The 21,160-nt window shown below is 59.1% G+C and carries 19 protein-coding genes; 15 read left to right on the top strand and 4 right to left on the bottom strand.

What is annotated here, in order from left to right:
- The first annotated feature begins 11 nt into the window (after window positions 1-11).
- The 4 genes from ssuD to HU715_RS24080 are packed head-to-tail and all read left to right on the top strand — an operon-like array spanning window position 12 to window position 2,994.
- Window positions 12-1,160 (top strand): FMNH2-dependent alkanesulfonate monooxygenase, encoded by a 1,149-nt coding sequence (gene ssuD / locus HU715_RS24095; protein ID WP_186707573.1) that lies wholly within the window; start codon window positions 12-14, stop codon window positions 1,158-1,160.
- A gap of 7 nt (window positions 1,161-1,167) precedes the next feature.
- The gene (ssuC, locus tag HU715_RS24090; protein WP_186707572.1) at window positions 1,168-1,950 is read left to right on the top strand and encodes an aliphatic sulfonate ABC transporter permease SsuC; all 783 of its coding nucleotides are present in this window, start codon (window positions 1,168-1,170) and stop codon (window positions 1,948-1,950) included.
- On the top strand, window positions 1,947-2,753 hold the full coding sequence (gene ssuB, locus HU715_RS24085; protein ID WP_186707571.1) for an aliphatic sulfonates ABC transporter ATP-binding protein: 807 nt from the start codon (window positions 1,947-1,949) through the stop codon (window positions 2,751-2,753). Before ssuC ends, ssuB begins: the two co-directional genes overlap by 4 nt.
- A gap of 25 nt (window positions 2,754-2,778) precedes the next feature.
- Complete coding sequence (locus tag HU715_RS24080; RefSeq protein WP_003177394.1) at window positions 2,779-2,994, top strand: TOBE domain-containing protein; 216 nt, start codon at window positions 2,779-2,781, stop codon at window positions 2,992-2,994.
- 235 nt (window positions 2,995-3,229) lie between these two features.
- Here the strand turns inward: HU715_RS24080 and HU715_RS24075 are convergent, their stop codons facing one another.
- The gene (locus HU715_RS24075; RefSeq protein ID WP_186707570.1) at window positions 3,230-3,865 is read right to left on the bottom strand and encodes a TetR/AcrR family transcriptional regulator; all 636 of its coding nucleotides are present in this window, start codon (window positions 3,863-3,865) and stop codon (window positions 3,230-3,232) included.
- Between the two features lie 286 nt (window positions 3,866-4,151).
- Window positions 4,152-5,528 carry a glutamine synthetase family protein gene (locus HU715_RS24070; RefSeq protein WP_014340747.1) on the bottom strand — a complete coding sequence of 459 codons (1,377 nt, stop codon included), beginning with the start codon at window positions 5,526-5,528 and terminating at the stop codon, window positions 4,152-4,154.
- Window positions 5,529-5,806: 278 nt separating this feature from the next.
- On the opposite strand from HU715_RS24070, the gene HU715_RS24065 reads away from it, so the two are divergent.
- The 8 genes from HU715_RS24065 to HU715_RS24030 all read left to right on the top strand — a co-directional run bounded on the left by HU715_RS24065 (window position 5,807) and on the right by HU715_RS24030 (window position 14,972).
- Complete coding sequence (locus HU715_RS24065; protein ID WP_186707569.1) at window positions 5,807-6,583, top strand: gamma-glutamyl-gamma-aminobutyrate hydrolase family protein; 777 nt, start codon at window positions 5,807-5,809, stop codon at window positions 6,581-6,583.
- A 40-nt stretch (window positions 6,584-6,623) separates the two neighbouring features.
- Window positions 6,624-7,982: a glutamine synthetase family protein gene (locus HU715_RS24060; RefSeq protein WP_003206640.1), complete on the top strand. Its 1,359-nt coding sequence runs from the start codon at window positions 6,624-6,626 to the stop codon at window positions 7,980-7,982.
- 58 nt (window positions 7,983-8,040) lie between these two features.
- Entirely contained in the window at window positions 8,041-9,405 is a 1,365-nt protein-coding gene (locus HU715_RS24055; RefSeq protein ID WP_186707568.1) for an aspartate aminotransferase family protein, read from the top strand.
- A gap of 181 nt (window positions 9,406-9,586) precedes the next feature.
- Window positions 9,587-10,684 carry a polyamine ABC transporter substrate-binding protein gene (locus tag HU715_RS24050; protein ID WP_186707600.1) on the top strand — a complete coding sequence of 366 codons (1,098 nt, stop codon included), beginning with the start codon at window positions 9,587-9,589 and terminating at the stop codon, window positions 10,682-10,684.
- Window positions 10,685-10,870: 186 nt separating this feature from the next.
- Window positions 10,871-11,968 carry a polyamine ABC transporter substrate-binding protein gene (locus HU715_RS24045; RefSeq protein WP_186707567.1) on the top strand — a complete coding sequence of 366 codons (1,098 nt, stop codon included), beginning with the start codon at window positions 10,871-10,873 and terminating at the stop codon, window positions 11,966-11,968.
- 60 nt (window positions 11,969-12,028) lie between these two features.
- Window positions 12,029-13,171 (top strand): ABC transporter ATP-binding protein, encoded by a 1,143-nt coding sequence (locus HU715_RS24040; protein ID WP_030138093.1) that lies wholly within the window; start codon window positions 12,029-12,031, stop codon window positions 13,169-13,171.
- On the top strand, window positions 13,168-14,088 hold the full coding sequence (locus HU715_RS24035; protein ID WP_186707566.1) for an ABC transporter permease subunit: 921 nt from the start codon (window positions 13,168-13,170) through the stop codon (window positions 14,086-14,088). Before HU715_RS24040 ends, HU715_RS24035 begins: the two co-directional genes overlap by 4 nt.
- Window positions 14,085-14,972, top strand: a complete 888-nt coding sequence (locus tag HU715_RS24030) for an ABC transporter permease subunit (protein ID WP_186707565.1) — start codon at window positions 14,085-14,087, stop codon at window positions 14,970-14,972. The genes HU715_RS24035 and HU715_RS24030 overlap by 4 nt, the downstream gene beginning before the upstream one ends.
- A gap of 335 nt (window positions 14,973-15,307) precedes the next feature.
- Here HU715_RS24030 and HU715_RS24025 read toward each other — a convergent pair whose 3' ends face one another.
- On the bottom strand, window positions 15,308-15,649 hold the full coding sequence (locus HU715_RS24025) for a carboxymuconolactone decarboxylase family protein (RefSeq protein WP_014340738.1): 342 nt from the start codon (window positions 15,647-15,649) through the stop codon (window positions 15,308-15,310).
- A 104-nt stretch (window positions 15,650-15,753) separates the two neighbouring features.
- Window positions 15,754-18,159, bottom strand: coding sequence for a penicillin acylase family protein (locus tag HU715_RS24020; protein WP_186707564.1), 2,406 nt, complete (start codon window positions 18,157-18,159; stop codon window positions 15,754-15,756).
- A 254-nt stretch (window positions 18,160-18,413) separates the two neighbouring features.
- Here HU715_RS24020 and HU715_RS24015 point away from each other — a divergent pair, with 254 nt between their 5' ends.
- The 3 genes from HU715_RS24015 to HU715_RS24005 are packed head-to-tail and all read left to right on the top strand — an operon-like array spanning window position 18,414 to window position 21,160.
- On the top strand, window positions 18,414-19,130 hold the full coding sequence (locus HU715_RS24015; protein ID WP_186707563.1) for a hypothetical protein: 717 nt from the start codon (window positions 18,414-18,416) through the stop codon (window positions 19,128-19,130).
- Window positions 19,123-20,112, top strand: coding sequence for a KpsF/GutQ family sugar-phosphate isomerase (locus HU715_RS24010; protein WP_186707562.1), 990 nt, complete (start codon window positions 19,123-19,125; stop codon window positions 20,110-20,112). Before HU715_RS24015 ends, HU715_RS24010 begins: the two co-directional genes overlap by 8 nt.
- 31 nt (window positions 20,113-20,143) lie before the next feature.
- The gene (locus HU715_RS24005) at window positions 20,144-21,160 is read left to right on the top strand and encodes an AEC family transporter (protein ID WP_186707561.1); all 1,017 of its coding nucleotides are present in this window, start codon (window positions 20,144-20,146) and stop codon (window positions 21,158-21,160) included.

Genomic DNA, 21,160 nt, shown 5'->3' with positions numbered 1-21,160 from the left:
GAGACCACTCCATGAGCCTCAATATTTTCTGGTTCCTGCCTACCCATGGCGACGGCCATTACCTTGGCACTGCCGAAGGCGCCCGCGCCGTCGATCACGGTTACTTGCAGCAGGTCGCCCAGGCGGCGGATCGATTGGGTTTCGGCGGCGTGCTGATCCCCACCGGACGTTCCTGCGAGGACTCCTGGCTGGTGGCCGCTTCGTTGATTCCCGTGACCCAGCGCCTGAAATTCCTCGTGGCCCTGCGCCCCGGGATTATTTCCCCAACGGTGGCGGCGCGTCAGGCCGCGACCCTCGACCGGTTGTCCGGCGGGCGGGCGCTGTTCAACCTGGTGACCGGCGGCGACCCGGATGAACTGGCCGGCGATGGGCTGTTCCTCGACCACGAACAACGCTACCAGGCCTCGGTGGAATTCACCCGCATCTGGCGCCGGGTGCTGGAAGGCGAGACCGTGGATTACGACGGTGAGCACATCAGCGTGAAGGGCGCCAAGCTGCTCTATCCGCCGATCCAGCAACCGCGTCCGCCGCTGTATTTTGGCGGCTCGTCGGAAGCTGCCCAGGACCTGGCGGCCGAACAAGTGGAAATGGTGCTGACCTGGGGCGAGCCGCCCGCAGCCGTCGCGCAAAAAATCGAGCAGGTGCGGGCCAAGGCTGCGAAGCTCGGACGTACCGTGCGCTTCGGCATCCGCCTGCATGTGATCGTGCGGGAAACCAACGCCGAAGCCTGGCGAGCGGCCGACCGGCTGATTTCTCACCTGGACGACGACACCATCGCCCGGGCCCAGGCCTCCCTGGCGCGCTTCGATTCGGTGGGCCAGCAACGCATGGCCGCCCTGCACGGCGGCAGTCGCGACAAGCTGGAAGTCAGCCCCAACCTCTGGGCCGGTGTCGGCCTGGTACGCGGCGGTGCCGGCACGGCGCTGGTGGGCGATGGCCCGACCGTGGCGGCGCGGGTCAAGGAGTATGCCGACCTTGGCATCGACACCTTTATCTTCTCCGGTTATCCCCACCTGGAAGAGTCCTATCGCGTGGCGGAACTGTTGTTTCCGCACTTGGATGTGGAGCGCCCGGAGTTGCCGAAAAGCCAGGGCTATGTGAGCCCGTTCGGTGAAATGGTGGCCAACGACATCCTGCCCAAAGCCGCGTCCCAGAGCTGAGGCGGCCATGAATAAAATCATCCACAACCTCGCGCCCTGGGCGGTGCCGCTGCTGTTGCTGGCGGTCTGGCAACTGTCGGTGTCGGCCGGTTGGTTGTCCACGCGGATCCTGCCGGCACCCGTGGCCGTGATCGAAGCCGGCGTCAACCTGGTGCGCAGCGGTGAGATCTGGACGCACCTGGCGATCAGTGGTTGGCGGGCGGCGGTCGGTTTCCTGATCGGCGGCGGCATTGGCCTGGCCCTGGGCTTCATCACCGGCCTGTCGAAATGGGGCGAGCGCCTGTTGGACAGCTCCGTGCAGATGGTGCGCAACGTCCCGCACCTGGCGCTGATTCCCCTGGTGATCCTGTGGTTCGGTATCGATGAGTCGGCGAAAATTTTCCTGGTAGCCCTGGGCACGTTGTTTCCGATCTACCTCAACACCTACCACGGCATCCGCAACGTCGACCCGGCGCTGGTGGAAATGTCCCGCAGCTACGGCTTGTCCGGCTTCAGCCTGTTTCGCCAGGTGATCCTGCCGGGCGCCTTGCCTTCGATCCTGGTGGGCGTGCGCTTTGCCCTGGGCTTCATGTGGTTGACGTTGATCGTGGCGGAAACCATTTCGGCCAGCGCCGGCATCGGCTACTTGGCGATGAACGCCCGTGAGTTCCTGCAAACCGATGTGGTGGTGCTGGCGATTCTCTTGTACGCGGTGCTGGGCAAATTGGCCGACCTGGCCGCCCGTGGGCTTGAGCGGGTCTGGCTGCGCTGGCATCCGGCGTACCAAGTGAACAAGGGAGGTGCCGCATGACCGCCCAACAACCTCCGCGCCTGCTGCGTGGCATCCCGCTGGCGGTGCGCAACCTGCAAAAAACCTTTGGCACGCGCCAGGTATTGCGCGACATCGACCTGCATATCCCGGCCGGGCAGTTCGTGGCCGTGGTCGGTCGCAGCGGTTGTGGCAAAAGTACCTTGCTGCGGTTGCTGGCCGGGCTCGATCAACCCACCGATGGCCAACTGCTGGCGGGCTCGGCGGCCTTGAGTGCGGCGCAACAGGACACGCGGTTGATGTTCCAGGAAGCGCGTCTGCTGCCGTGGAAAAAAGTCATCGACAACGTTGGCCTCGGGCTCAACGGCAACTGGCGTCCGCAGGCCTTGCAGGCACTGGAAGCCGTCGGCTTGGCCGACCGTGCCCAGGAGTGGCCGGCGGCATTGTCCGGCGGCCAGAAACAACGGGTGGCCCTCGCCCGCGCGCTGATTCATCAGCCACGGCTGTTGTTGCTCGACGAACCCTTGGGCGCATTGGACGCCCTGACCCGTATCGAGATGCAGCAACTGATCGAAAACCTCTGGCAGCAGCACGGTTTCACGGTGTTGCTGGTGACTCACGACGTCAGCGAAGCGGTGGCGATTGCCGACCGGGTGATCCTGATCGAGGACGGCCAGGTCGGCCTCGACCTGCCCATCGACCTGCCACGCCCACGGGTTCGCGGCTCTCATCGCCTGGCGAGCCTGGAAATCGAAGTCCTCAACCGTGTGCTGTCCTTGCCCGGCCAACCGCCGGAACCCGAACCCGTTTCACCCTTGCCTACGCAATTGCGTTGGGCGCAATAACTTCATCCAGACAGGAATCGACACCATGACCATCAAAGCCATCAACGTACGCAACCAGTTCAAAGGCACCATCAAGGAAATCGTCGAAGGCGACGTGCTGTCGGAAATCGACGTGCAGACCGCCTCCGGCATCGTCACGTCGGTCATCACCACCCGTTCGGTCAAGGAGTTGGAACTGGCGATCGGCAGCGAAGTGATTGCCTTCGTCAAATCCACCGAGGTGTCTATCGCCAAGTTGTGAACGATGCTTGACCCACGGCCCCGGACGGCGAGAGCCCTTCGGGGCTTTTGGGTTTTTGGGCTGCGCACGCATGCACTTTGTTGAGGTGAGGAGGGGGCTTTGTGGCGAGGGGATTTATCCCCGCTGGGCTGCGCAGCAGCCCTAAAGCAGTGTACTCATCTTCCTGGCACATCGAGTTAGCTGGTTTGGGGGCCGCTGCGCAGCCCAGCGGGGATAAATCCCCTCGCCACGTGGATCAGGATGCTTCGCGCTTGGGCAGATACGGCGGCAAATACAGCCCCAGGTACGCATCGAATACCCGCATGCCTTCTTCGGCCATGCGTGGGGTGATCTGGCCGTGTTGTTGGACCGAGCGGGCGTAGACGCGGTCGCCCAGTTCCATGGCCAGGGCGAACACATCGACGTCGTCGGGCAGGGGCGGCAGGGCGAAATGGTGAGCGAAGACCTTGTGCATCAAATCGCTCAGCTCGAGGTCGTGCTGGCGGTCGGCCTGGGTGACTTCGGTCAGGCCGTGCTGGGCCAGGATCAGCTGGCGAGCGGCGGCGTCCTGGCTGTAGATGGCGAGCATGCGTTGTTCCACCAGCCGGGACAGGTCGTGCCAATGGTTCAGCGCGGCATGATCGATCGGTGCTTGCAGGCCCGCGCGGAAGGCGGCGTGGACGTCGGCGGTCAGGGCTTCGAGCAGGGCCGGGACGCTGGCGAAGAAGTGGTACACGGAAGAGGGCGGGATCCCGGCGCGCTCGGCGACGCTGTAGATCGACAGGCTGGCCACGCCTTCGGCGGCAAGCAGCGTACGGGCGGCATCAAGAATGGTGTCGATCCGGGCCTGGCTGCGTGCGCGGGGTTTGCGGGGGGTGGCGATGCGCGTCATGGACGTCTCCTGCGGGGCTGCCGGGCATTGTACGCAGAGCGAGCGGATGGTCCATACCCGGACTTGTGAGCAGAGCAACTCCTGTGGCGAGGGAGCTTGCTCCCGCTGGGCTGCGAAGCCACCCCGAAACCAGTCGCCGCCGTGGTTCAGGTTGACCGCTTCAGCATTTTTGGGGCTGCTGCGCAGCCCAGCGGGAGCAAGCTCCCTCGCCACAATGTTCGGCGGCAGACATAAAAAAACGCCGCAGGCCATAAGGCCTGCGGCGTTTCTTTTTGACCGCAACCGCTTACACGGTATGCAGGTACCAGTTGTACTCAAGGTCGGAGATGGAGTGTTCGAACTCCTCCAGCTCGCTTTCCTTGCAGGCCACGAAGATATCGATGTATTTCGGGTCGATGTACTTGGCCATGACTTCGCTGTCGTCCAGCTCGCGCAGGGCATCGCGCAAGTTGTTCGGCAGGCTTTGCTCGTTCTGCTCGTAGCTGTTGCCTTCCACCGGCGCACCGGGCTCGATCTTGTTGACCAGGCCATGGTGCACCCCTGCCAGCACGGAGGCCATCAGCAGGTATGGGTTGGCATCGGCACCGGCGACGCGGTGTTCCAGGCGCACGGCATCGGCCGAGCCGGTCGGCACGCGCAAGGCCACGGTGCGGTTGTCCAGGCCCCAAGTCGGCGAGTTCGGCACGTAGAACTGTGCGCCGAAACGACGGTAGGAGTTGACGTTCGGGCAGAGGAAAGCCATCTGCGCGGGCAGGGTCTCGAGCACACCGCCGATCGCGTGACGCAATGCGGCGTTCTGCTCGGGATCCTCGCTGGCAAAGATATTCTTGCCGTCTTTATCCAGGATCGAAATGTGGACGTGCAAACCATTGCCTGCCTGGCCCGGATACGGCTTGGCCATGAAGGTGGTGTCCATTTCATGGTCGTAGGCGATGTTTTTGATCAGGCGCTTGAGCAGGACCGCGTAGTCGCACGCCTTGATCGGATCGGCCACGTGGTGCAGGTTCACTTCGAACTGCGCCGGGGCACTTTCCTTGACGATGGCGTCGGCGGGAATGCCTTGCTCCTTGGCCCCTTCCAGAATGTCCTGGAGGCAATCGACGTATTCGTCGAGGTCATCGATCAGGTAGACCTGGGTCGAATGCGGGCGTTTGCCGGAAATCGGCGAGCGGGGCGGTTGTGGGCGTCCATTCACGTTCTCCTGGTCGATCAGGTAGAACTCCAGCTCGAACGCGGCGCAGATGGTCAGGCCCAGTTCATCGAACTTGGTCACGACCTGGCGCAGGACTTCGCGCGGGTCGGCGAAGAAAGGCTCGCCTTCGAGTTCGTGCATGGTCATCAACAGCTGCGCGGTAGGGCGCTTCTGCCAAGGCTCATTGCACAGGGTGTCAGGGATTGGATAGCAGATCCGGTCGGCATCACCGATGTCCAGACCCAGGCCGGTGCTTTCCACCGTAGAGCCATTGATATCCAGGGCAAATAAAGAGGCCGGCAGGTTGATGCCTTTCTCGTAAACCTTGTGGAGGCTGGTGCGTTCTATGCGCTTGCCGCGCACCACACCATTCATATCCGCAATCAGAAGGTCAACGTACAGAACCTCAGGATGTTCCTTAAGGAACGCGTTCGCTTCGTTAAGCTGAACGGCACGCGGGGGTACCGACATGATGCAACACCTTTGTTGTTAAAAATATCAATCATTGATCTCTTCGAAAGCCAGTCAACCCGAACGGCATGCCGAAGTCAAGCAGGGCCTTTTTTGCCCTAAAAAAGCACCTTCAAGGCTTTTTTGAGGCAATTTAGGGCGTTTTTTTCCCTTTAAAGGCCTTGGCGCCCGCAGGCTTGAGCGGGCCGTGTTGTATTTTTTACGGGGGTGTTGTGTAAAAAAATGAACAAGGCTAAGCTCGATTCAAACCCATAACAGCAATAATACCGGGGTGCTTCATGTCTCGCCTGCCGTTAATCGGCGTCACCGCCTGCACCAAGCAGATCGGTTTGCATGTCTACCACGCTACCTATGACAAGTACCTGCGGGCTGTCGCCACGGCCGCCAAGGGCTTGCCCCTGATTATTCCGTCCATGGCCGATGAGCTTGGAACGTCCGATATTCTGGACGCCCTGGACGGTATTGTGTTTACCGGCTCTCCTTCCAACGTCGAACCTTTTCACTATAGCGGACCTGCCAGCGCGCCGGGCACTGCCCACGACCCTGCACGGGATGCGTTGACCCTGCCGCTGCTGCGTGCCGCGGTGGCGACCGGGGTGCCGATATTTGGCATTTGCCGCGGTTTCCAGGAAATGAACGTCGCGTTCGGCGGCAGCCTGCATCAGAAGGTTCATGAAGTCGGAACCTTTATCGATCATCGTGAAGACGACACTCAGTCGGTGGATATCCAGTACGGCCCGGCTCACGTCGTGCGGATCCAACCCGATGGCATCCTGGCGGGCCTGGGCCTGCCGGCGGTGATTGACGTCAATTCGATCCACAGCCAAGGCATCGAGCGCCTGGCGCCTGGGTTGCGGGCCGAAGCGGTGGCCCCCGACGGGCTGATCGAGGCGGTTTCGGTGTCAGAAGGCAAGGCTTTTGCTTTAGGTGTGCAATGGCACCCCGAATGGGAGGTAAGCTCTAACCCGTACTACCTTGCGATTTTCCAGGCATTTGGCGATGCCTGCCGAGCAAGGGCAACACAACGCGACGCGGATGCGTCAAACAACGCCTGACGATTAATAGCAGTCAGGAAACTCACGCCTAGAGGCATTTATGAGTAACAACCTCGACCAGCTCACCGATTGGTTGAAAGACCACAAGATCACAGAAGTCGAATGCATGATTGGCGACCTGACCGGTATCACCCGGGGCAAGATCTCGCCGACCAACAAGTTCATCGCCGAAAAAGGCATGCGCCTGCCCGAGAGCGTGCTGCTCCAGACCGTGACGGGCGACTATGTCGAAGACGACATCTATTACGAACTGCTCGACCCGGCTGACATCGACATGATCTGCCGCCCGGACGAGAACGCCGTGTTCCTTGTGCCTTGGGCCATCGAGCCCACCGCCCAGGTCATCCACGACGCCTACGACAAGCAGGGCAACCCCATCGAGCTGTCGCCGCGCAACGTGCTCAAGAAAGTGCTCAAGCTCTACGCCGACAAAGGCTGGCAGCCCATCGTCGCGCCGGAAATGGAGTTCTACCTGACCAAGCGCAGCGACGACCCGGACTTCCCACTGCAGCCGCCCATTGGCCGCTCCGGCCGCCCGGAGACCGGTCGCCAGTCCTTCTCGATCGAAGCGGCCAACGAATTCGACCCACTGTTCGAAGACGTCTACGACTGGTGCGAATTGCAGGAGCTGGACCTCGATACCCTGATCCATGAGGACGGCACGGCGCAGATGGAAATCAACTTCCGTCACGGCGATGCCTTGTCCCTGGCCGACCAGATCCTGGTGTTCAAGCGCACCATGCGCGAGGCGGCACTCAAGCACGACGTGGCCGCCACGTTCATGGCCAAGCCCATGACCGGCGAGCCGGGCAGTGCGATGCACCTGCACCAGAGCATCATCGACAAGGAAACCGGCAAGAACGTCTTCTCCAATGAAGACGGGACCATGAGCGATCTGTTCCTGCACCACATCGGTGGCCTGCAGAAATTCATCCCCGAGCTGTTGCCGCTGTTCGCCCCCAACGTCAACTCGTTCCGCCGCTTCCTGCCGGACACGTCGGCGCCGGTGAACGTGGAGTGGGGCGAAGAGAACCGCACCGTGGGCTTGCGCGTGCCGGATGCCGGGCCGCAGAACCGTCGGGTGGAAAACCGCTTGCCGGGCGCCGATGCCAACCCATACCTGGCGATTGCCGCCAGCCTGCTGTGTGGCTTCATCGGCATGGTTGAAGGCATCAACCCGAGCGCGCCGGTGGTGGGCCGAGGCTACGAACGCCGCAACCTGCGTTTGCCGCTGACCATCGAAGACGCCCTGGAACGCATGGAAAACAGCACCACCATCGAGAAATACCTGGGCAAGAAATTCATCACAGGCTACGTCGCGGTCAAGCGGGCCGAGCATGAAAACTTCAAGCGCGTGATCAGTTCGTGGGAGCGGGAATTCCTGCTCTTCGCCGTCTGAAGCGCCGGGCGGGGCTGCTTCAGGCAGCTTCGCCCTCACCGATAACAGGAGAATTGGCATGACCCGCAATAACCCGCAAACCCGTGAATGGCAGACCCTGAGCAACGATCACCACCTGGCGCCGTTCAGCGACTTCAAGCAGCTCAAAGAGAAAGGCCCGCGCATCATCACCCACGCCAAGGGCGTCTACCTCTGGGACAGTGAAGGCAACAAGATCCTCGACGGCATGGCTGGCCTCTGGTGCGTGGCCGTCGGTTACGGTCGCGAGGAGCTGGCCGATGCCGCCAGCCAACAGATGCGCGAACTGCCGTACTACAACCTGTTTTTCCAGACGGCCCACCCGCCGGTGCTGGAACTGTCCAAAGCCATCGCCGACATCGCCCCTGAAGGCATGAACCACGTGTTCTTCACCGGCTCCGGCTCCGAGGGCAACGACACAATGTTGCGGATGGTCCGCCATTATTGGGCGATCAAGGGCCAGCCAAACAAAAAAGTCATCATCAGCCGCAAGAACGGTTATCACGGCTCGACCGTCGCGGGCGCGAGCCTGGGCGGCATGACTTATATGCACGAGCAGGGCGACCTGCCGATCCCGGGCATTGTCCACATTGCCCAGCCTTACTGGTTCGGTGAAGGCGGCGACATGAGCCCCGAAGAGTTCGGCGTGTGGGCGGCCAACCAGTTGGAAGAAAAAATCCTGGAGATCGGCGTGGACAACGTCGGTGCGTTCATCGCCGAGCCGATCCAGGGCGCCGGTGGCGTGATCGTGCCGCCGGACAGCTACTGGCCGCGCATGAAGGAAATCCTCGCCAAGTACGACATCCTGTTCGTGGCCGACGAAGTGATCTGTGGCTTTGGCCGTACCGGTGAGTGGTTCGGTACCGACCATTACGGGTTGAAACCGCACATGATGACCATCGCCAAGGGCCTGACCTCCGGCTACATCCCCATGGGTGGGCTGATCGTGCGCGACGACGTGGTCGCGGTGCTCAACGAAGGCGGCGACTTCAACCACGGCTTTACCTACTCCGGTCACCCGGTGGCCGCGGCGGTGGCCCTGGAAAACATCCGCATCCTGCGCGACGAGAAGATCATCGAGCGTGTCCACAGCGAAACGGCACCCTATTTGCAACAACGCTTAAGGGAACTGAACGATCATCCGCTGGTGGGTGAAGTACGTGGGGTCGGTTTGCTGGGGGCGATCGAACTGGTCCAGGACAAGGCCACGCGCAAGCGCTACGAAGGCAAGGGTGTGGGCATGATCTGCCGGCAGTTCTGCTTCGATAACGGGCTGATCATGCGCGCGGTGGGCGACACCATGATCATTGCGCCGCCGCTGGTGATCAGCAAGGCCGAGATCGATGAGTTGGTGACCAAGGCACGGCAGTGCCTGGACCTGACCCTCAGTGCGTTGCAAGGCTAAGTGCTAGGCTCTGAGCGAGGTGCCTGCAAGGGCCTCGCCCAGCGCGAACAAAAGACTGGGCTTGTGTTGAAAGCCTGCCCTGTAACTTGCCAGACTACCGCCTGTTCAAGTTGCCCGCGAGCCGGCTACTGAACGTGGCTAAAAAGAATAATTGGAGCATCAATCCATGAAGGCATTAGGTATGAAGATAGCTGGCAAGACCCTCCTCGCCATGTCCCTGATGGGCGTGATGGCGGGCGCCGTCCAGGCGGACGACAAAGTGCTGCACGTCTATAACTGGTCCGACTACATTGCGCCGGACACCGTTGCCAAGTTCGAAAAGGAAACGGGGATCAAAGTCGTCTACGACGTGTTCGACAGCAACGAAACCCTGGAAGCCAAGTTGCTGGCTGGCAAATCCGGTTATGACATCGTGGTGCCGTCGAACAACTTCCTGGCCAAGCAGATCAAGGCCGGCGTCTACCAGGAGCTGGACAAGTCCAAGCTGCCTAACTGGAAGAACCTGGACACCGACCTGCTCAAGGCCGTCGGCGATGCCAGCGACCAGGGCAACAAACATGCCTTCCCTTACATGTGGGGCACCATCGGCATCGGTTACAACCCCGAGAAGGTCAAGGCCGCATTGGGCGTCGACAAGATCGACTCCTGGGACACCCTGCTCAAGCCCGAGAACATCGCCAAGCTCAAGAGCTGCGGTGTGAGCTTCCTCGATTCGCCAACCGAAATGATTCCGGTGGCCCTGCATTACCTCGGTTATCCGACCGACAGCCAAGACAAGAAGCAACTGGCCGAGGCCGAGGCGCTGTTCCTCAAGTTGCGCCCATCGATCGGTTACTTCCACTCGTCCAAATACATTTCCGACCTGGCCAACGGCAACATCTGCGTCGCCGTGGGTTACTCGGGTGATATCGAGCAATCCAAGAGCCGCGCTGCCGAAGCTGGCGGCAAAGTGAAAGTGGCCTACACCATTCCGAAGGAAGGTGCCGGTTCGTTCTATGACATGGTCGCCATTCCCAAGGATGCCGAAAACGTCGAGGCCGCTTATAAGTGGATGAACTTCATCATGCAGCCGGAAGTCATGGCTGAGATCACCGACAACGTGCGTTTCCCTAACGGCAACAAGGCCGCCACCGCTCTGGTGGACAAGGAAATCTCCGGTGACCCGAGCATTTATCCATCGGACGAAGTGAAGGCCAAGCTGTACGCCATCGCCGACTTGCCAGCCGCGACCCAGCGGATCCTGACCCGCAGCTGGACCAAGATCAAATCCGGTAAATAAGCCGGCCTGAAGCACCCTCCTGTTGTCGCGGCCAGCGCGGCGGCGGCAACAGGAGCCCATAAATAACTAAAAGTTTTGCGGGATCGGTTTATCGAGGGTAAGTTGCGCGCCGGTTTTGTTGCAGGGCCCCAGCAAGGGTCACGTAACGGGGGCAACTTGGGCCCAACTATTTAAGAGGACCTCCACGTGCCAGTCTTTTCTTTGTTACGCAACGCCTTGCTGGTGGGCGCCGGCCTGACGCTCGCCGTCAGTGTCCAGGCTGCCTCCACTGTGCATATTTATAATTGGTCGGACTACATCGGCGAGACCACCCTGGCGGATTTCGAAAAAGCCACGGGCATCAAGCCGGTGTATGACGTGTTTGACTCCAACGAAACCCTGGAAGGCAAGTTGCTGGCGGGGCGCACCGGTTACGACGTGGTCGTGCCGTCCAACCACTTCCTGGGCAAGCAGATCAAGGCCGGGGCTTTCCAGAAGCTCGACAAGGCGCAGTTGCCCAATTACGCCAATCTCGACCCGGTGCTGCTCAAGCGCCTGGAAAAGAACGACCCGGGCAACCAGTACGCCGTGCCTTACCTGTGGGGCACCAACGGCATCGGCTATAACGTCGAGAAAATCAAGGCAGTCCTGGGTGTCGACAAGATCGATTCGTGGGCCATGCTGTTCGAGCCGGAAAACATCAAGAAGCTGTCCAGCTGCGGCGTTTCGTTCCTCGATTCGGGTGACGAGATGATTCCGGCGATGCTCAACTACCTGGGCCTGAACCCCAACAGCGAAGACCCTGAAGACTACAAGAAGGCCGAGGCCCAACTCCTCAAGATCCGGCCTTACGTGACCTACTTCAACTCCTCCAAATACATCTCCGACCTGGCCAATGGCGAGATCTGCGTGGCCGCCGGTTTTTCCGGGGACATCTTCCAGGCCCGCGAACGTGCCAGCGAAGCCGGCAAGGGCGTCGACATCGCCTACGTGATTCCCAAGGAAGGCGGCAACCTCTGGTTCGACATGCTGGCGATTCCCCGTGATGCCGGCAACGTCAAGCAAGCCCATGCCTTCATCAACTATGTGCTCAAGCCTGAGGTCATCGCCCAGGTCAGCGACGTTGTCGGTTATGCCAACCCGAACCCCAAGGCTGGCGAACTGATGGACCAGAAAGTACGCACCGATGAAGCGGTTTATCCACCGCAAGCGGTCGTCGACAAGCTCTACGTCAACTCCGAGTTGCCGCCCAAGATCCAACGACTCATGACCCGCAGCTGGACCAAGGTCAAATCGGGTAAATAAACGTCAACACTCTTGTTCGCCTCCTTGGGGCGAACTGCAAATTCTGTGGGAGTTTCGTAAATGGCAGTTGCCTCCGGCGCCTATAAGAAAGCCCTCGAGGGCGACCAGACACCCAAGCAGGTGCTGGTCAAAATCGACCGGGTCACGAAGAAGTTCGACGAGACGATTGCCGTGGACGATGTGTCCCTGGAAATCAAGAAAGGCGAGATCTTCGCCTTGCTCGGCGGTTCGGGATCGGGCAAATCCACCTTGCTGCGCATGCTGGCCGGTTTCGAGCGGCCCACCGAGGGACGGATTTTCCTCGACGGTGTGGACATCACCGACATGCCGCCCTACGAGCGGCCGATCAACATGATGTTCCAGTCCTACGCCTTGTTCCCCCACATGACCGTGGCGCAGAACATCGCCTTCGGCCTGCAACAGGACAAAATTCCGAAAGCCGAGATCGATGCCCGCGTGGCGGAGATGCTCAAGCTGGTGCAGATGAGCCAGTACGCCAAGCGCAAGCCGCACCAACTGTCCGGCGGCCAGCGCCAGCGTGTGGCCTTGGCCCGTTCCCTGGCCAAGCGGCCCAAGCTGTTGCTGCTCGACGAGCCGATGGGCGCCCTGGACAAGAAGCTGCGTTCGCAAATGCAGCTTGAGCTGGTGGAGATCATCGAGCGGGTCGGCGTGACCTGCGTCATGGTGACCCACGACCAGGAAGAGGCCATGACCATGGCCGAGCGCATCGCGATCATGCACCTGGGCTGGATCGCCCAGATCGGCAGCCCGATCGACATCTACGAAACCCCGACCAGCCGCCTGGTCTGCGAATTCATCGGCAACGTCAACATCTTCGAGACGGAAGTGGTGGACGACGCCGAAGGCCACGCGGTGCTGACCTGCAAGGACCTGGACCGCAGCATCTACGTCGGCCACGGCATCAGCACCTCGGTGCAGGACAAGTCCGTGACCTACGCCATTCGCCCGGAGAAACTGTTGGTCACGTCCGAGCAGCCGACCTGCGAGCACAACTGGTCCAGCGGCAAGGTCCATGACATCGCCTACCTAGGCGGCCACTCGGTGTTCTATGTCGAACTGCCGAGCGGCAAGCTCGTGCAATCCTTCGTCGCCAACGCCGAACGCCGTGGCCAGCGTCCGACCTGGGGCGACCAGGTGTTCGTCTGGTGGGAAGACGACAGCGGCGTGGTGCTTCGCTCATGAACATGCGCAAACTCAAACGCCGACTCGATCGAATAACACCCGGTGGCCGCCAACTGGTCATCGGGGTGCCTTTCATCTGGCTGTTCCTGTTCTTCATGCTGCCGTTCTTCATCGTCCTGAAGATCAGCTTCGCCGAAGCCGACGTGGCCATTCCGCCCTACACCGAGATCTACAGCTACGTCGACCAGAAGCTGCAGGTGCTGCTCAACCTTGCCAACTACGTGATGCTGAGCGAGGACGAGTTGTACATCGCCGCCTACCTCGGCTCGCTGAAGATGGCCTTGATCAGCACGGTCCTGTGCCTGCTGATCGGTTATCCGATGGCCTACGGCATCGCCAATGCCCGCAAAGAGATGCAGACGGTGCTGGTGCTGCTGATCATGATGCCGACCTGGACCGCGATCCTGATCCGCGTCTATGCGTGGATGGGCATCCTCAGCAACAACGGCTTGCTCAACGGCTTCCTGATGAGCATGGGCTGGATCAGCGAGCCTCTGCAGATCCTCAACACCAACCTGGCGGTGTATATCGGGGTCGTCTACTCCTATCTGCCGTTCATGATCCTGCCGTTGTACGCCAACCTGGTCAAACACGACCAAAGCCTGCTGGAGGCCGCCTCCGACCTGGGTTCGAGCACCTTCAACAGCTTCTGGAAAATCACCGTGCCGCTGTCCAAGAACGGCATCATCGCAGGCGCAATGCTGGTGTTCATCCCTGTGGTGGGCGAGTTCGTGATCCCGGAACTGCTGGGTGGCCCGGAAACCCTGATGATCGGCAAAGTGCTGTGGCAGGAATTCTTCAACAACCGTGACTGGCCGGTGGCGTCCGCCCTGGCGGTGGTGATGCTGGCGATCCTGATCGTGCCCATCATCCTGTTCAACCGCAGTCAGGCCAAAGAAATGGAGGGCAAGGAATGAAGCGCTTCAGTTTTTCAAGCCTGATGCTGGTGCTGGGTTTGCTGTTCATCTACGCGCCAATGCTGATCTTGGTGATCTATTCGTTCAACGCCTCGAAACTGGTGACGGTGTGGGGCGGCTGGTCGGTCAAGTGGTACGTCGGTCTGCTGGACAACAGCCAGTTGATGGGCTCGGTGATGCGCTCGCTGGAAATCGCCTGCTACACGGCGATTGCCGCGGTGGCCCTGGGGACGCTGGCGGCCTTCGTGCTGACCCGCATCACCCACTTCAAGGGCCGCACGCTGTTCGGCGGCCTGGTCACCGCGCCGCTGGTGATGCCGGAAGTGATCACCGGCCTGTCGCTGTTGCTGCTGTTCGTGGCCATGGCGCAGATGATCGGCTGGCCCCAGGAGCGTGGCATCGTCACGATCTGGATCGCCCACACCACGTTCTGTGCGGCCTATGTGGCGGTGGTGGTCTCGGCACGCTTGCGTGAGCTGGACCTGTCCATCGAAGAGGCGGCCATGGACCTCGGTGCGCGGCCGTGGAAGGTGTTCTTCCTGATCACCATCCCGATGATCGCACCATCGCTGGCGGCGGGGGGCATGATGTCCTTTGCGTTGTCCCTGGACGACCTGGTGCTGGCGAGCTTCGTCTCCGGTCCTGGTTCGACGACCTTGCCGATGGAAGTGTTCTCGGCCGTGCGCTTGGGGGTGAAACCGGAAATCAACGCCGTGGCGAGCCTGATTCTGCTGGCGGTGTCGCTGGTGACTTTCCTGGTCTGGTACTTCAGCCGCCGCGCCGAAGAAAATCGCAAGCGCGCGATCCAGCAAGCCATCGAAGAAAGCGCCGCCGATTCCTGGAAACAACCGGAAGTCCGCCGGGCCGAGACCGCGCCGGTCTGACCCGATACTGGCACCCAATGTGGGAGCGGGCTTGCTCGCGAAGACGGAGGTACATTCAACATTCATGTTGGCTGATACACCGCTTTCGCGAGCAAGCCCGCTCCCACAAGTTTTTGGGAACGCCACGGTCCTGTGGCGAGGGAGCTTGCTCCCGCTTGAGTGCGCAGCGCTCATCGCTTTTTTTGGGGGCGCTGCGCGACCCAGCGGGAGCAAGCTCCCTCGCCACAAAAGCTTCCAAATCATCACACCATGGATTGATCACCAGTAAATCCTGTGGGAGCGAGCTTGCTCCGGGCGGCGATCCGACGATAGCGACCTGTGGGGTTATTGGCCCGTCACTTCTTCAACGCGTCATGAGCCTCCAGCGCTCGCAGGGAGTAGATGTAGGCCGCGCCCGCGTTGAGGGACACTGCCGTGGCCAGGGTGGCGGCGATTTCTTCGCGGGTGGCGCCGGCCTTGATGGCGGCGTCGGTGTGTACGCCGATGCAGCCGTCACAGCGCGTGGTGATGGCGACGGCGATGGAGATCAGTTCCCGGGTCTTGGCATCGAGCACATTGTTCTCCGCCGCGGCTTCGTCCAAGGCCATGTAGGCCTTGACCATCTTCGGATTGCTTTTGCCCAGGGCACCAAAGGCGCTCTTGATGGTGGGCAGCAGCTCGGACCAGTTGTTGAACATAGCGTTGACTCCTGTGGAAGAGACGGGCAAGTGTGCCCCTGTAGTCTTGACCATCCATGACGATCAAGCCCGGCTAACGATGAAAAAAGTCCTGCACGCCCGATTCAGGGCGTCCGGGCCGGCAACAGCTTCAAGGTGCCATGGGTGTTGGCCGTCACTTCTTCCTCGGCCAGGTGCGCCTGGTGATACAGCCCCTCGATGTACGCCTCGGCCTGATCCTCGTAATGCTTGTCGAAAGGCACGCCGCTCTGGCCTACCGGGTTGACGGTGACGCTGTGGCTCGGGTCGGCGAAGTCGATGATGCGCCGGGTCGAAGGCCCGTAGGTCACCGGCCACGGCGCCGGGCCGATCCGGGCGGAGAGGTTGTTGGGCACTTCGTGAGTGCCGGGCGCGGCGAACGGGCCGACGTTGAAGATCCGGTCCAGGGGCTTTTGCAGGCCCAGCGGGTGGCCGTGGGTCAGGGTGTGGGCCTTGCCCCATTGCCATTGCGTGGCGTCTTCGCCGAGGGTGGCCTTCAGATGGGCGAGGCTCTTGTCCCAGGCCTTTTTAACGGTGTCGGCACGGGTCTCGGTGCCGAGGGTCGTGCGGTCGTCCCACCACGGTGAGTCCTCTGCGGCTGCCAGGCGTGGCAGGGCCGCGTCGATCACCCGGGTCGACAGGGCCGTTTCGAAGAACCCGTCGCCCAGTTCATCGTGCAGAGCGGCATCGGCCAGGTTGAACAGGAACTGGTTGAACAGCGTGGCGCTGATGGAGTCCAGGGGATAATCGCCCGGCCACTGGGCCAATTGTTCCACCCATTTGCGTTGCTGTGGGTCACTGACCACCCCACGCAGCACCGGCACCAGCGGTGCAAGCAGGCGAGGACCGTAGGCGGTGGTGGTGCCCAACTGCAGTTTCTGGGTGCTTTCCAGGTCCCACTTCGCCTGCTTGTCGCTGAGCTGGTGGTTGAGTTGCTGGCCACGGTCGGCAAGGTTGTAGTAGCCGGGGATCTCGATGCCGCTGGCCGGCACCGGTTGGAAATTGGCCGAGACGATGTAGCCCCGCGCCGGATTTTCTTCCTGCGGGTTGCTGCTGAACGGATAGAAACCTTCCTTTTCCGCCTCCGGGCTGCTGCCATCGAGAATGAAGCCAGGCTTCACGCCGGCGGGGCGCTTGGGCAATTGCGCAGCGGCCCACCAGCCGATGTCCCCCTTGGCATTGGCCCAGACCACGTTCAGCCCCGGTGCGTGGATCTTGGCCGAAGCGCCGCGGGCCTTGGCGAGGGTGTCGGCGCGGTTGAGCTGGTAGAAGGCGTCGAGGATCGGGTTGCGGCTTTCCAGGAATCCCCACCACATGGCGACCGGAGTCTTGCCGGCGTTCGCGCCGAGGGCATCGTTGACGATCGGACCGTGGGGCGACTGGCGCAGCACCAGCGTCACCGGCGCCTGGCCCTTGACCGCGATCTGCTGCTCGCTGCGGGTCATGTCCACCCATTGGTCGCGATACCAGACCTGCTCGGGATTGTCCGGGTTGACCTTCTCGGCGATCAGGTCCAGGTCGTCGTTCTGGAACATGGTGACGCTCCAGCCGAAATCCTTGCTCATGCCCAGCGTCGCAAAGGGCAGCAATGCCTGGTATTGCCCGTAGAGCTCAAAGCCGGGGGCCGACAGGTGCGCCTCGTACCACACCGACGGCGTGGAAAAACGAATGTGCGGGTCGCCCGCCAGCAACGGCTTGCCGCTGCGGGTACGGCTGCCGGCGACCGCCCAGGCGTTGCTGCCTTCGAACTGCGGCAAGCCATTGTCGGCCAGGGCCTGCTCGCTCAGGCGGGCCAGGGCGTTGAGGTCCTTCCAGTCGGCGGCGGCCAGGGGCAGGCCGACCTTGCGCCCTTCGGCCAGTACGCCCTGGGGCTGCCAATCGAGGTCGAAAATATTCAGGTAGTTGGCACCCAGCACATCGCGCACATAGGTCAGCAGGGGTTCGGTGCGAAAGGCCGCGGCGAAGCTGTAGGCCATGTAGCCGGTGACGCTCACGGTGTCTTCGGCGGTGAAGGGGCGCTTGGGAATGCCCAGCACGTCGAACTCCACGGGACGGGTGTGGCTGTCCTGGTAGGCGTTGATACCGTCCAGGTAAGCCTGCATGGCGACCCAGGCGGGGGATTGCGGGTCCTGCTCGGTGATGTAGGTCGCGGCACGCTCGCGGATACGCAGGCTGCGCATCAGCTTATCGGTGTCCAGCAGCTTCGGCCCCAGCACCTCGGCCAGCTCGCCCCGGGCGAGGCGGCGCATGATCTCCATCTGGAACAGCCGATCCTGGGCATGGACATAACCGAGGGCGCGGTACAGGTCGGCTTCGTTCTCGGCGCGAATATGCGGCACACCGCGCTCGTCGTAGCGCACCGTCACCGAGCCCTGCAGCCCTTGCACCTGCATCGTGCCTTGGCGGGTGGGCTGCTTGCTGTAGAGGTAGCCGCCCGCGACGATGATCGTGGTGACGATCAATGAGAGGAAGGCGATGAGGGTGCGTTTCATAAAAGTCCTTTTCCTAAATACCGATGGGTATCGATAAACAGTGTAGGGCATTGATCTTGAAAAAAATAATAACCCGGCCCGCGACTTGATTCCTACTAAAACAAATTGAGTGTAAGAAGTTTCCTTCGATTCTTTGGGAATTTAACTACAAGGATTCCGTTGCTGGGTGTGTGGGCAAGGCCTATAAAAGATGGGGTGGTTAAATTTTTCATTCATGTTGAGATGGATCTCGAGAAAGCCGTATGGAGGTGGGTATGTCGGGACTCATGGAGTATGTTTCTCAAAAAGTAACAGGCGCTGAACTGGTGAGAGAGCCGTTCAGTTTTTTTGAAGTAAAGGACTTTGTTCCAGCAGAATTATACAGAGAGTTTATTTCCAGCTTGCCAGCGTTGGATTTATACAAGCCCTTGATGCATAAAAGCACCTTGAGAAATGGGAGTTCGACGCGATTTGAATTACCTTTGTCTCTGGAAGGAATTTCGATTGACCTTGGTAAGGTTTTTTCGGGGTCTAAAGTTGCTATTGAGGTTGTTGAGCTTCTTTGTAGTGAACCCTTCAAGCGTCTTTTACTAGGAAAATTTGGTTCTGATCTTGAGGTGACACCTTATCCGCATTTGTATAAAGACTTTGCCGGTTTTGATTTGCCTCCGCATACGGATATTGTTGAAAAGGCGATGACATTTGGATGGTATTTGCCAGAAGGTGCGGATTATAAAGAATCAGGGCTTGGGCTGTTTGTAAAAAGTGAAGGTGGCTTTGAAGAGTTTAGAAAAATTCCTTATGAGCCTAATGTGGCGTTTGCTTTTTTGAGATCAGACGATAGCTGGCATGGCGCTGCACACCATCCCAGTGTTTCTTATGAGAGAAATAGTCTTTTCGTGACATTTTATCGAAGAAGTCATTACAGGGATGGAGCTCTGTTGGTCAATGATCCGAATGTCGACCGTAAGGAGATAAGAATCCATGAATGATGAATCGTTGTCAGAAATGGGGTCTGACAGGCATCTACTAACCTTGGGGAGAGAGGTGTTAATCAGTGAGGGGCGGGCATTGATAAAACTTTCCGATGAGTTGGAGGGTAACGGTTTTGTCGATGTGGTTCGACTTATATTGGCCTGCAAGGGACACGTGGTGATTCTTGGTGTTGGAAAAAGTGGCCATGTCGGTAAGAAAATTGCGGCAAGTCTAGCCTCTACGGGGACGCCCAGCTTTTTTATACACCCATCCGAGGCTAAGCATGGGGACTTGGGCATGATTACGGCGCATGACCTCGCAGTACTAATATCTTATAGCGGTAGAAGTGAGGAGGTTTTGTCTCTGCTTCCATATCTTCATGATCTGGGTGTGAATACCGTAGCGTTGACAAATTTCTCAAATTCGGAATTGGCATGTAAGACAAATGCGCATGTGGCGTTGAAAGTTGATAGGGAAGCCTGTCCGTATAATCTTGCGCCAACCGTAAGTTCTAGCGCCACATTAGGTGTCGGAGATGCCATTGCTATGGTGCTGATGAAAATCAAGCGCTTCACGAAGGAAGAGTTCTCAAGGAATCATCCCGCCGGAAATCTAGGCAAGGTGCTGACGGTGAAAGTTCGTGACGTGATGGTGAGGGGGGATAAAGTCCCTGCGCTACCGCCTGATACATTGTTCTTGGATGCGGTTAGTTATATGGCGAATAAGCGCCTTGGATTTGTCGTCGTGGTAGATACCTTCTCTCGGCCTTTGGGAGTGTTTACAGATGGGGATATGGCTCGAGTGTTCAAGGGGAATGATAGTGTTGCTGGTCTTAAAATTTCGGATGTTATGGAGGTTAATTTAAGATGCGTGCATGAGGGCGAGCTGATTGCAGACTGTATAGGTATTGATGTGTCTGCAATTTTGGTCGTTGACCACAAGGGAAAACTTTTAGGTGTTTCGCACAAGCATGATCTTGTCGCGTCTATTGCTTTGTAAGTCGTCGGAAGAATAATGGATTTTATTGGGTGTGTTCGTTCGTTTGGTTGTTGCTGAACGGCAGGGTGGACTACTTATGTTGATGTTGTCGCTGAGCTCAACGTTGTCAATATTTGTTTTGATATTGTTAGGTTGTTTGCTTTCGTTTGCTGGTCTCGTGCGTCGCGGTGCTGATGAAGTACTGAGTGACTATGTTTTTTATGTTGCGCTCCCCGTAGAGATTTTTTTGACGACGCTGAGGTCCGACTACACGCCAGACGTCAATGTAGATGCTTATGTTCAGGCGTATGGTTTGGGTATCTTTGTATTGTGGATCATGATTTATGTCATATATAAAGTTTGCCTGAAGAAGAGTCTGGTGGAGGTGGGTTTAAATTTTATTGCTGTTGGGCAAACCAATACCGCTTTTTTGGCAGTGCCTATCTTCATATTGCTGTTGGGAGACTCGGCTTTGGTTGTGCCAATAATTATTTTTCAGTCCGTTGTTCTTACGAGCATTTCGGTATTTGTCATGGAGGTTTCCTCTTTTTCGCAAATTGGTTCTTTGAGCGCTTTTCTAAAGAAAACCCTGCTGGTCGTGTTCAAAAATCCATTGATCATTTCCGCGTTGACGGGGTCGCTCATTTCGCAAATTAAGCTCCCGCACATGATCGATACAGATTTTTTTATTATCGAGAGCATGGACATGATTGCTGATACCGCGGCGCCTATTGCACTAATAGCATTGGGTGCTTCGTTCTATGCTGGTCGCGTAACGTCAACTATGAGAAACGACTGTAATGAAATAGTGCTGGGTGTGTTTATAAAGAATTTTTTGCACCCCGCGATTTCTTTCGTGGTGGGACAGTACATTTTTGGATTGTCTGGGTTGCTGTTGTTTTCATTGATACTGATATCGGCAATGCCTTCTCCAAAAAATACTTTCATCTTTGCGCAAGCCTATGGTGTGTCGGTGCAGAAGTTTAATCTAGTACTTCTGGCTACCACGTGCGTTTCTTTTTTTGTGGTTAATGTGGCTGGATATTTTTTTCTTCCTCATGTGGTCTGA

It is taken from the genome of Pseudomonas zanjanensis (assembly GCF_014268745.2).
Taxonomy (GTDB): domain Bacteria; phylum Pseudomonadota; class Gammaproteobacteria; order Pseudomonadales; family Pseudomonadaceae; genus Aquipseudomonas; species Aquipseudomonas zanjanensis.
Note: the sequence above shows the minus strand (reverse complement) of the source record. Positions and strands in the feature narration are given on the sequence as shown.

What these genes read in the sequence shown, in the direction of transcription:
- ssuD (WP_186707573.1), top strand. Translation starts at nt 12, where the DNA reads ATGAGCCTCAATATTTTCTGGTTCCTGCCTACCCATGGCGACGGCCAT.
- ssuC (WP_186707572.1), top strand. Translation starts at nt 1,168, where the DNA reads ATGAATAAAATCATCCACAACCTCGCGCCCTGGGCGGTGCCGCTGCTG.
- ssuB (WP_186707571.1), top strand. Translation starts at nt 1,947, where the DNA reads ATGACCGCCCAACAACCTCCGCGCCTGCTGCGTGGCATCCCGCTGGCG.
- HU715_RS24080 (WP_003177394.1), top strand. Translation starts at nt 2,779, where the DNA reads ATGACCATCAAAGCCATCAACGTACGCAACCAGTTCAAAGGCACCATC.
- HU715_RS24075 (WP_186707570.1), bottom strand. Translation starts at nt 3,865, where the DNA reads ATGACGCGCATCGCCACCCCCCGCAAACCCCGCGCACGCAGCCAGGCC.
- HU715_RS24070 (WP_014340747.1), bottom strand. Translation starts at nt 5,528, where the DNA reads ATGTCGGTACCCCCGCGTGCCGTTCAGCTTAACGAAGCGAACGCGTTC.
- HU715_RS24065 (WP_186707569.1), top strand. Translation starts at nt 5,807, where the DNA reads ATGTCTCGCCTGCCGTTAATCGGCGTCACCGCCTGCACCAAGCAGATC.
- HU715_RS24060 (WP_003206640.1), top strand. Translation starts at nt 6,624, where the DNA reads ATGAGTAACAACCTCGACCAGCTCACCGATTGGTTGAAAGACCACAAG.
- HU715_RS24055 (WP_186707568.1), top strand. Translation starts at nt 8,041, where the DNA reads ATGACCCGCAATAACCCGCAAACCCGTGAATGGCAGACCCTGAGCAAC.
- HU715_RS24050 (WP_186707600.1), top strand. Translation starts at nt 9,587, where the DNA reads ATGAAGATAGCTGGCAAGACCCTCCTCGCCATGTCCCTGATGGGCGTG.
- HU715_RS24040 (WP_030138093.1), top strand. Translation starts at nt 12,029, where the DNA reads ATGGCAGTTGCCTCCGGCGCCTATAAGAAAGCCCTCGAGGGCGACCAG.
- HU715_RS24035 (WP_186707566.1), top strand. Translation starts at nt 13,168, where the DNA reads ATGAACATGCGCAAACTCAAACGCCGACTCGATCGAATAACACCCGGT.
- HU715_RS24030 (WP_186707565.1), top strand. Translation starts at nt 14,085, where the DNA reads ATGAAGCGCTTCAGTTTTTCAAGCCTGATGCTGGTGCTGGGTTTGCTG.
- HU715_RS24025 (WP_014340738.1), bottom strand. Translation starts at nt 15,649, where the DNA reads ATGTTCAACAACTGGTCCGAGCTGCTGCCCACCATCAAGAGCGCCTTT.
- HU715_RS24020 (WP_186707564.1), bottom strand. Translation starts at nt 18,159, where the DNA reads ATGAAACGCACCCTCATCGCCTTCCTCTCATTGATCGTCACCACGATC.
- HU715_RS24015 (WP_186707563.1), top strand. Translation starts at nt 18,414, where the DNA reads ATGTCGGGACTCATGGAGTATGTTTCTCAAAAAGTAACAGGCGCTGAA.
- HU715_RS24010 (WP_186707562.1), top strand. Translation starts at nt 19,123, where the DNA reads ATGAATGATGAATCGTTGTCAGAAATGGGGTCTGACAGGCATCTACTA.